The organism is Boseongicola sp., assembly GCF_057460485.1.
This window is the reverse complement of record NZ_JBVCWP010000147.1, coordinates 1-9,758: the sequence shown is the minus strand read 5'-3', so window position 1 is coordinate 9,758 and position 9,758 is coordinate 1. Positions and strand designations below refer to the sequence as shown.

General features: G+C 57.4%; 6 protein-coding genes, 1 tRNA gene and 1 pseudogene. 3 read left to right on the top strand and 5 right to left on the bottom strand.

The features are described 5' to 3' along the window. Positions 1-5 precede the first annotated feature (5 nt). Positions 6-365, top strand: a pseudogene (locus AC221Y_RS15255) (IS6 family transposase); the annotation flags it as partial. Positions 366-517: 152 nt separating this feature from the next. On the opposite strand, the gene gltB reads toward AC221Y_RS15255, so the two are convergent. The 4 genes from gltB to AC221Y_RS15235 all read right to left on the bottom strand — a co-directional run bounded on the left by gltB (position 518) and on the right by AC221Y_RS15235 (position 7,456). After that, positions 518-5,053, bottom strand: a complete 4,536-nt coding sequence (gene gltB / locus AC221Y_RS15250; protein ID WP_299756096.1) for a glutamate synthase large subunit — start codon at positions 5,051-5,053, stop codon at positions 518-520. Continuing rightward, positions 5,050-5,490 carry a GFA family protein gene (locus AC221Y_RS15245; RefSeq protein ID WP_366141741.1) on the bottom strand — a complete coding sequence of 147 codons (441 nt, stop codon included), beginning with the start codon at positions 5,488-5,490 and terminating at the stop codon, positions 5,050-5,052. The genes gltB and AC221Y_RS15245 overlap by 4 nt, the downstream gene beginning before the upstream one ends. Continuing rightward, positions 5,487-5,915 carry a GFA family protein gene (locus AC221Y_RS15240; RefSeq protein ID WP_486707659.1) on the bottom strand — a complete coding sequence of 143 codons (429 nt, stop codon included), beginning with the start codon at positions 5,913-5,915 and terminating at the stop codon, positions 5,487-5,489. Before AC221Y_RS15240 ends, AC221Y_RS15245 begins: the two co-directional genes overlap by 4 nt. A gap of 107 nt (positions 5,916-6,022) precedes the next feature. Then, entirely contained in the window at positions 6,023-7,456 is a 1,434-nt protein-coding gene (locus AC221Y_RS15235) for an NAD(P)-dependent oxidoreductase (RefSeq protein WP_486707658.1), read from the bottom strand. A gap of 221 nt (positions 7,457-7,677) precedes the next feature. On the opposite strand from AC221Y_RS15235, the gene AC221Y_RS15230 reads away from it, so the two are divergent. After that, entirely contained in the window at positions 7,678-8,481 is an 804-nt protein-coding gene (locus tag AC221Y_RS15230; RefSeq protein WP_299756101.1) for an undecaprenyl-diphosphate phosphatase, read from the top strand. On the opposite strand, the gene AC221Y_RS15225 is transcribed toward AC221Y_RS15230, so the two are convergent. Then, positions 8,478-9,458: a complex I NDUFA9 subunit family protein gene (locus tag AC221Y_RS15225; protein ID WP_299756102.1), complete on the bottom strand. Its 981-nt coding sequence runs from the start codon at positions 9,456-9,458 to the stop codon at positions 8,478-8,480. The two genes, AC221Y_RS15230 and AC221Y_RS15225, sit on opposite strands and share 4 nt — an antisense overlap. A 129-nt stretch (positions 9,459-9,587) precedes the next feature. Between AC221Y_RS15225 and AC221Y_RS15220 the strand changes: the two genes are divergently transcribed. Next, a tRNA-Leu gene (locus AC221Y_RS15220) sits at positions 9,588-9,673 on the top strand. Positions 9,674-9,758 lie beyond the last annotated feature (85 nt).

Sequence of the window (9,758 nt, the reverse complement as noted above, 5' to 3'; positions counted from 1 at the left end):
TGCTTATGATGAAAAAAGACCCCTTCAAGTACTTTCACAGCAGCCCAGAGATCATTCACCTGGCGGTCATGATGGACGTTCGCCTTCCCCTTTCGCTTCGCAATGTCGAGGACCTGCTGCACGAGCGCGCCATCGACATCAGTCACGAAACGGTGCGGTCCTGGTAGAACAGATTTGGCCCGATGTTCGCTGCTGAGATCCGGAAAAGGCGGGTCAGCGGGATGCGCGCATACTCGAACTGGCGATGGCACTTGGACGAGGTTTTCGTGAAAATCAACGGCGAAACGCATTATCTTTGGCGCACCGTAGACCATGAAGGTGAAGTGCTGGAATCCTTCGTCACCAAGCGTCGTGATCGCAACGCATAATCTTCGCGCCTGAACTTTGGTGTCCGGCCAGATGAGCAAATAGGACGCGCTGCGGTTCGATGATCGCCTTGGCCTATCGCAGAAAGCCGGGGATCTGAATCAAACTGCGCGGCCCGAGGGCCGCGCAGGTCAATGCGTAGACAGATCACTTACTCAGCAGGTATCGCCAGATCGAGACCCATGATTGGCATGTCCAGCTTGTTCAGCATCTCTTTCGGGCAAACCTGAATGAATTTTAACTTCGCTTCGTCCCAATTCTGCAGAATCTCAGCCGCGCGTGCGCTGCCGCTTTCCTTCAAATGGCGCTCAACAAGCCCCTTTAGCTCATCCATATAGACGCCCTCGTTCACCGGAACGGTGACGAGCGTCTCCATGTTGATCATTTCGGGCGTCTTGCCCTCGGGGTCATAGAGATAGGCCATGCCGCCGGTCATGCCCGCGCCAAAATTCGGGCCAATGCTGCCCAAAATCACCGCGACCCCGCCGGTCATGTATTCGCACCCGTTCGAGCCAGCGCCCTCAACCACAACCTTCGCGCCCGAGTTCCGCACCGCAAACCGCTCCCCTGCGCGACCGGCGGCAAACAGAAACCCGTCTGTTGCGCCGTAAAGCACCGTGTTGCCGATGATCACGTTATCAGCCGCCACCAGAGGCGAGATTTTCGGAGGTCGAACAACAATCGTACCGCCCGAAAGACCCTTACCGACGTAATCATTGGCATCCCCTGACACTTCGATCCGAAGTCCTGGTGCCGCAAAGGCCCCAAGCGACTGCCCGGCAGATCCGTCAAGCCGGATGCTCAGGTGATCGGGCTGTAAGGAATTGCGCATCCCGAAGCGCTTGACGATGTGGCTTGATGTGCGCGTGCCAATGGTCCGGTGTGTATTGCGCACCGAATATCCAAGCTGCATTTTTTCACCGTCATCAAGGAACCGTGCGGCATCTCGCACGATTTCGGCGTCGAGCGTATCATCAACAGTGTTCCGGTCTTTCAGGCGATCATAAACGATCTGATCTGCCCCATCGACGGTGATCAAAAGTGGGTTCAGATCCAGATCATCAAGATGAGCCGCTCCCCGGCTGACCTGGCTCAGCAAATCAGCCCGCCCAATGACATCCGCCAAGGACCGCGCGCCGATAGACGCAAGGATCTCCCGCACTTCCTGCGCATAGAACGTGATCAGGTTCACAACCTTGTCCGCGTCGCCGGTAAATTTGGCCCGCAACTCTTCGTCCTGTGTACAGACACCAACCGGGCAAGTGTTGGACTGGCACTGACGCACCATAATACAGCCCATCGCGATCAGCGCCGCTGTGCCGATGCCGTATTCCTCGGCGCCCATCATCGCGGCCATGACGATGTCACGACCTGTGCGCAAACCACCGTCGGTCCGCAAAGTCACACGCCCGCGAAGATTGTTCATCGACAGAACCTGATGCGCTTCGGTCAAGCCCATTTCCCAAGGCAAGCCCGCATATTTGATTGACGTCGCGGGCGACGCGCCCGTTCCGCCGTTGTGGCCGGAAATCAGGATCACGTCGGCTTTCGCTTTGGCGACACCAGCCGCAATTGTGCCGACACCAGACGCCGCCACTAGCTTCACAGTCACCTTCGCGTGCGGGTTGATCTGCTTCAGGTCGTAGATCAGCTGCGCGAGGTCTTCGATCGAATAGATGTCGTGGTGCGGTGGCGGAGAAATCAGCGTCACACCCGGCGTTGAGTGCCGCAGACGTGCGATCAACTCGGTCACTTTCATGCCAGGGAGCTGACCACCCTCACCGGGCTTTGCGCCCTGCGCGACCTTGATCTCAAGCTCTTCGCATTGGTTCAGATATTCGGCCGTAACGCCAAAACGCCCCGAAGCCACCTGCTTGATCTTCGCTGATGGGTTGTCGCCGTTCGGTTCCGGCACGAAATGCGCTGGATCCTCGCCACCTTCGCCACTGTCAGATTTCGCTCCGATCCGGTTCATCGCAACGTTCAGCGTCTTATGCGCCTCGGGGCTCAACGCCCCTAAAGACATGCCCGGCGTCACGAATCGCTTACGGATCGAGGTGATGCTTTCGACCTCTTCGATTGGCACCGGCGTGGCCATCGGTTTGATGTCCAACAAATCACGCAAATGGATGGGCGGGTTCGACCGCATCTTTGCCGAATACTGCTGCCACATCGCATAAGACGCACGCGAACATGCGGCCTGCAACAAGTGCATCGAAGTCGCTTCCCACGCATGGGTCTCGCCCGACTGACGGGCTTTGTAAAAGCCGCCGATTGGCAAGATAGAATCGCCGGCAAAGCCTCTTGCGTGAACCGCTTCAGCGGCCTTTTGCAGACCACTGATACCAATACCCGAGATGCGGGAATGCATGCCTGGGAAGAACTCGGCGACCAATGCGCGCGAAAGCCCCACGGCCTCAAAATTCAGTCCGCCGCGATAAGACGAAACAACCGAAATCCCCATCTTCGACATGATCTTCAAAAGACCAGCATCAATGGCAGCGCGATACCGCGCCACGGCTTCGGTCAGCGAGCCGTCGATCAAGCCACGCTCAATCCGGTCCGCAATACTGTCTTCGGCAAGATAGGCGTTCACTGTCGTCGCACCGCAGCCGATCAGAACTGCGAAATAATGCGGATCAATACACTCGGCAGATCGCACATTCAGCGAACAAAACGTCCGCAAGCCTTTGCGGGTCAGCCACGAATGCACCGCACTCGTCGCAAGGATCATCGGTATCGCAACCTTGCTGTTATCGGAATTCTGATCCGTCAAAACAAGATGCCCGGCCCCTGACCGCACAGCGTCCTCAGCTTCGGCCCGGATACGCTCCAAAGCAGTCTGAAGGGCACCTTGGGGATCACCTGCCGGGAACGTGCAATCAATCTCGACCATATCGGCATCAAACGTCGTCTTCAGCCGATCAAACTGCGCATTCCCAAGGAATGGGCTATCCAGAACGATGATCTCGGTTTGGCTGGAGTTCTGATCCAGCACGTTTTTCAGGTTGCCGAACCGCGTCTTCAGGCTCATCACGCGGAATTCGCGCAAACTGTCGATCGGCGGGTTCGTCACCTGAGAGAAATTCTGCCTGAAATAGTGGCTCAGCGGACGATACTTTTTCGACAAAACAGCCGATGGAGTATCATCGCCCATCGACGCCAACGTCTCTTTCCCGTCCTCGGCCATCGGAGCCAAAATCTGCTCTAACTCCTCAATCGAGTAGCCCGCCGCCACCTGACGCCGCCGCAATTCATTGCCGCTAAACAGCGGTTGCTCGCTTACAACGGCGAGATCGTCGTCCAACTCCACAACCTTAGCGACCCACTCACCAAACGGAGCAGAATTCGACAGAACCGTCTTCATCTCAACGTCGTGGAACAGCTTCCCCTCGACCATATCGACCGCAATCATCTGGCCCGGACCAAGCGCGCCCTTCTCAACAATCGTGGCTTCATCGGTCGGCACCATGCCTGTTTCGGACCCGGCAATCAGCAAACCGTCACCCGTCACCGTGTACCGCATGGGTCGCAAACCATTGCGGTCCAGACCCGCACATACCCAACGCCCGTCCGTCATCGCCAAAGCGGCGGGGCCGTCCCACGGCTCCATCACGGCATTGCAATAGGAATACATGTCGATCCACGGCTGCGGCAATTCCACCGCCTGCTTCGACCAGCTCTCCGGCACCAGCATCGTCTTCGCCATCGGTGCCGACCGCCCGGCGCGCACCAATACCTCAAACACCGAATCCAGAGCGGCAGAATCGCTCGATCCGGCCGGGATGATCGGCTTGATGTCGTCAGCCATGTCCCCAAACGCGCCCGACGCCATGCGGATCTCGTGGGACTTCATCCAGTTGACGTTGCCCTTCAGCGTGTTGATCTCACCGTTATGCGCCAACATGCGGAACGGCTGCGCCAACCACCACTGCGGGAAAGTGTTCGTCGAATAGCGCTGGTGATAGATCGCAAACGCGCTTTCGAACCGCTCGTCCTTCAGATCTGGGTAAAACTCGGCCACATCCTGCGCCAGCATCATGCCTTTGTAGATGATTGACCGGCACGACAGCGACGCCAGATAAAGCGTCGGGACCTGAGCCGCCAACGCTGCTTTCTCAATCCGGCGACGGATCACATACAACTCGCGCTCAAACGTTTCTTCGTCGACGCCCTTGGAATTCGAGATTAGGATCTGCTCAATCTCGGGCCGCGTCGCGTTCGCCTTTTCGCCCAGCACATCAATGTTCACAGGCACATGACGCCAGCCATAGATGTAATACCCCATGCGAAGAATTTCGGTCTCGATAATCGTCCGACAGGTCTCCTGAGCGCCAAAGTTCGTGCGCGGCAGAAACACCTGACCCACGGCCAGCATTTCGCCGCCGCGCGGCGTATGTCCCGTGCGCTCGATCATGTCGCCAAAGAACGCAAACGGGATCTGCACGTGGATGCCTGCGCCGTCACCAGTCTTGCCGTCCGCATCAACCGCGCCTCGGTGCCAAACGGCCTTCAACGCATTGATGCCGTTCTCGACAACTTTCCGGGATTTTGACCCGTCAATCGACACCACAAGCCCGACGCCACAGGATGCGTGCTCGTCTTCGCTGCGGAACAACGAATGCTCGGTCATCCATTGGCGGCGGGCTTCCTCGGCGGCGGCCCATTCTGCATCATATTTGGTCATCGTCGCGTCTCCTCATTGTCGGAGAAAAGGGCTTCGACTTCGGCCCTTGTCATCGTTTTGTGGTCATGGCTCAGATCGAACGCGGCAGGGCGCTCGTCTGCGTAAAATTCAATACCAACCGGCAGACCGGTCGCGTCAGGAAACAGGCCCGCCGACAGCTTTAAAAGGCCCTTCATCGGCCCTTCTGCCGTCACGCGATAGAATACGCCCGAGCCGCACTTGCTGCAAAAGCCGCGCTCGGCCCAAGGCATAAGGGCAATCGTCTTCACCGGGCCCTCGATGCGCACGGTGTTGGCGTCAGCCTCGAACGCAAAGTTCATGCCCCCCGTCCAGCGCTTGCAATTGTCGCAATTGCAGGCGGTTATATAGGGCTGCGTCGGTGTCGCTATTACCGAAACAGCACTGCACATGCATTGGCCTTCCAGAGCGCCGGTCATGTTGACTGCGACGCCAGATAGGCATCTAACTTTGCCATCTCGTCGGCTTCGGCGCTTTGTCTTGCGCTGCCAAACGCAGGTATCCGACTTGGTCGATAATCGACGAAAATCTCTTCGGTTACCCGCATCCCAGATTGATCGTCCAAAAGTCCGGCGGCCAAAATTTGCGGCGCCTTGCCTTGCATCTTCCAATAGATCGTCGATCCGCACGTCCCGCACACCGTGCGCTCGCCCCGCTCGCTCGCATGATGGTCGCGCATACTTTCGGCGCCCGGCATTTCAAGGTTTTCAATCGCGACTGCGAAATACGGACCACCGCCGGTCCAACGCTGACACTGCACGCAATGGCACGCCTGAATGGTATCGCCAACGACGGCGGTGAACGTTACCGCGCCATGCAAACACTGTCCTGTCTTCCGCGCCATCTTCAACCCTCATTACCCGAACGGGTCAGCTTTGCTGTCCCATGTGGCTGCCAAATCCCCAACTCGTTTGGCGCCTGCACCAACGCAATACCGACGTCATTCCGACATTACTCGGCAGCGACTTTTGCCGCTTGACCGATATAGTCCAAAATCGCGTCGGCCGCCTCGCGCCCATCGCGAATTGCCCAGACAACAAGCGACGCACCGCGCACAATATCACCGGCGGCATAGACGCCCGGCACGTTGGTCGCATGGGTCTTAAAGTCCGCCCTCACCGTGCCCCAGCGTGTGACTTCCAAACCGTCCACGCCCCAAAGCGTCGGCAGGTCTTCCGGCTCGAACCCAAGTGCTTTGATAACCAAATCCGCGCCTTCAACGTAATCCGACCCTTCAATCAACTCCGGCACCCGACGCCCGGTTGCATCGGGTGCACCAAGACGCATCTTCTGCACCATCACGCCGTCAACTTCTTCGCCGGTGAAACCTTTGGGGGCCGACAACCATACGAACTCAACGCCTTCTTCTTCGGCATTTTGCACTTCGCGCTGCGATCCTGGCATGTTCGCCTTGTCGCGCCGATAGAGACACTTCACGCTTTCTGCGCCCTGACGGATCGCGGTCCGAACACAGTCCATTGCCGTGTCACCGCCGCCGATGACGACCACACGCTTGTTTTCTGCGTCCAGCAATCCGGCGTCAAATTCCGGCACCTCGTCGCCGAACGACTTACGGTTCGACGCTGTCAGATAGTCAATTGCCCGCACAATCCCCTCGGCACGAATACCTGGAGCATCCAGCTCGCGTGACTTGTAAACCCCTGTCGCAATTAGGATTGCGTTGTGTTTCGCCTGTAATTCGTCAAACGTGATGTCCGCGCCGACGTTGCAGTTCAGCACAAATTCTACGCCACCCTTTTCAAGCTGATCGTTGCGCCGCATCACGACGTCTTTCTCAAGCTTGAAGCCAGGAATGCCATAGGTCAGCAATCCGCCCGCACGGTCATAGCGGTCATAAATCGTGACCTGCACGCCGGCGCGCCGCAACCGATCTGCTGCCGCGAGTCCACCGGGACCGCCGCCAATAATACCGACGCTTTCAGGGCGTTCCGCATGCGGAACAATCGGCTTTACCCAGCCTTGCTCCCAAGCCGTGTCGGTGATGTATTTCTCAACTGACCCGATCGTCACGGTGCCATGACCAGACGCTTCGATTACGCAATTGCCTTCACAGAGACGATCCTGGGGGCAGATCCGTCCACAAATCTCGGGAAACGCATTCGTCGCCTGGCTGATCTCGTAGGCCTCGCGAAGGCGCCCCTCGGCCGTCAGCTTCAGCCAATCCGGGATGTTGTTGTGCAGCGGGCAATGAGTCTGGCAATACGGCACGCCACATTGGCTGCACCGGCTCGACTGCTCCTTGGCCTTCTGGTCCGCGTACTCGGCGTAAATCTCGTGGAAATCCTCACGACGTACAGTGGCTTCGCGCTTTTCGGGCATGTCACGCGGTGTAGAGACAAACTTAAGCATCGGGTTCTCGGCCATGGCTCGGACCTCACGTAAAATTTCCAGATCGCTCTAATAAGCGGTGTTCCGGAAAAAGAAAAGGCAGCAATGCTGCCCTAAAATGCGATTATTTGGATGGTCCGGTATGATTTTATGCCGCAGAAGCGCAATAGTAGGTCCGAAATGTTACCTAAATAGAATCTTTCCATCGAATCTCAATAGGTTAGTGTAGCCACACTTTCCGCATCGCAGCGAGACCCATGCCCATATTTCATCTGATCCTCGTCGCCGTCATTCAGGGCATCACCGAATTTCTGCCGATTTCCAGTTCGGGTCACCTCATTCTGCTCCCGAATCTTACTGGGATGGAGGATCAGGGCCAGGTTATCGACGTCGCCGTGCACGTCGGCACTCTTGGCGCGGTGGTGCTCTACTTCTGGGCTGATTTGCGCCGCGCGCTTCTGGGTATTCCAAAGATCTTAAGGCGACAGATCGACGACCAGAATGCATGGCTTGCGCTATGCCTGATCATCGCGACCATTCCTGTCGTACTCGCGGGTCTAATCTTCAAGCTGACCGGTTTGGACGACATTCTCCGCTCGGTTGCAGTCGTTGGTTGGATGACCCTGATCTTCGGGATTGTTCTATATTGGGCCGACCAAACCGGAACGGTCGAAAAAACCGCCGAGCGTTGGGGTATCAAAGATGCGGTCATCATGGGCCTTGCGCAAATCCTCGCGCTAGTCCCTGGCACGTCCCGTTCCGGTATCACGATCACCGCAGCGCGTCGCCTCGGTTACGCCCGCGAGGACGCTGCAAGACTGGCGATGTTGATGTCGGTCCCCACCATCCTCGCGTCCGGAGTTCTGCTCGGCGCCGAGGTCGCACTCGCAATGGATGCAGCGGCCGTTAAAGATGCAGCAATCGCCGCCGTCTTTGCATTCGGAATGGCACTTGCCGCTCTGGCAATAATGATGCGTCTCCTGCGCAGCGTCAGCTTCACACCCTACGTGATCTATCGTATCGTCCTAGGGCTTGCGCTGCTTTGGGTGGCCTACACTTAACCCTTAAGGTTACGCGCACTTTCTTTCAGCGCAGCGTACTGACCCGACGGGCGGAAAATCCAAAGATAAGACGGCAAAATCGCATCCATCGAACTCGGCGCAATTCCAAGCGTATCCAAACCCTTCGCGCCCTCTGAAACCACGTTGTCGCGCGTCAGTTCCTTTAGCTGATCGCGGGTAACTGGCTGAGGGGCTAATCCACCCGTAAGCGATGAAGCAACGCCTGTTATGGCGGCCAAAACCCGGCCCATCCAAAACGGAAACCCAATGACCAGACGACGACGACGAACGACGTCCAGCATCGTCTTGATTAACTCACGGAAAGACGCCACTTCAGGCCCGCCAAGCTCATAGACGCCGGGCGCAGCTTGACCGATTGCGCCCAATTCGGCGGCGGCAGCAACATCATCAACATAGATCGGCTGGAACTTCGTTTCGGCTCCAAACAATGGCACCATCGGAGACATCCTCGCCATGCCTGCAAAGCGATTGAAAAACTGGTCTTCCGGCCCGAACACAACAGAGGGCCGCAAAATGACCGCGTCAGGCATCGACGCCAAAACGGCATCCTCACCAAGACCCTTCGTCTTCCCATATACGCTAGGCGCATCCGCCCCGGCCCCGATTGCCGAGATATGCACCATCCGCGCTACCCCAGTTTCAGCCGCGATGCGGGCAATTCGTGCCGCACCTTCGTGCTGCACGGCCCCCAAATTATTCTTGCCCTTGGCATCAAACGTTCCAACGCAGTTGATCACGGCCTCGGCCCCGGTCATCACCGCACGAACGCTGTCGTCGTCGCGGATGTTGCAAAACACGGGCTCTACCTGTCCGACAACGCCGTAGGGTTTGACGAAGTGGGCATCATTCGGGCGCCGCACTGCAACCCGCACACGCCATCCCTGACGGGCCATCCGTTGTGCAATATACCGACCCACAAAGCCCGATCCGCCATATATCGTTACGAGTCTCGACATGCGCGTAGTCCTCTTTCGTTCGCCCACGGGTGTAGCGTTGCACCGCCCAACCGACAAGGCGCATTTCGCCTTGTGATTGGTCGTTGACAGGCCTTGGATCGCCGCGTATTTCCCCCGGTCACGACACCTGCCCAGGTGGCGGAATGGTAGACGCGCTAGCTTCAGGTGCTAGTATTGGCAACGATGTGGAGGTTCGAGTCCTCTCCTGGGCACCACATAATCAGTTTAAATATTTGATTTGCATAGATAAAACCAATTTTAGCTTTTTTGTATCCCCCCAATTATACACCCTATGAGCTT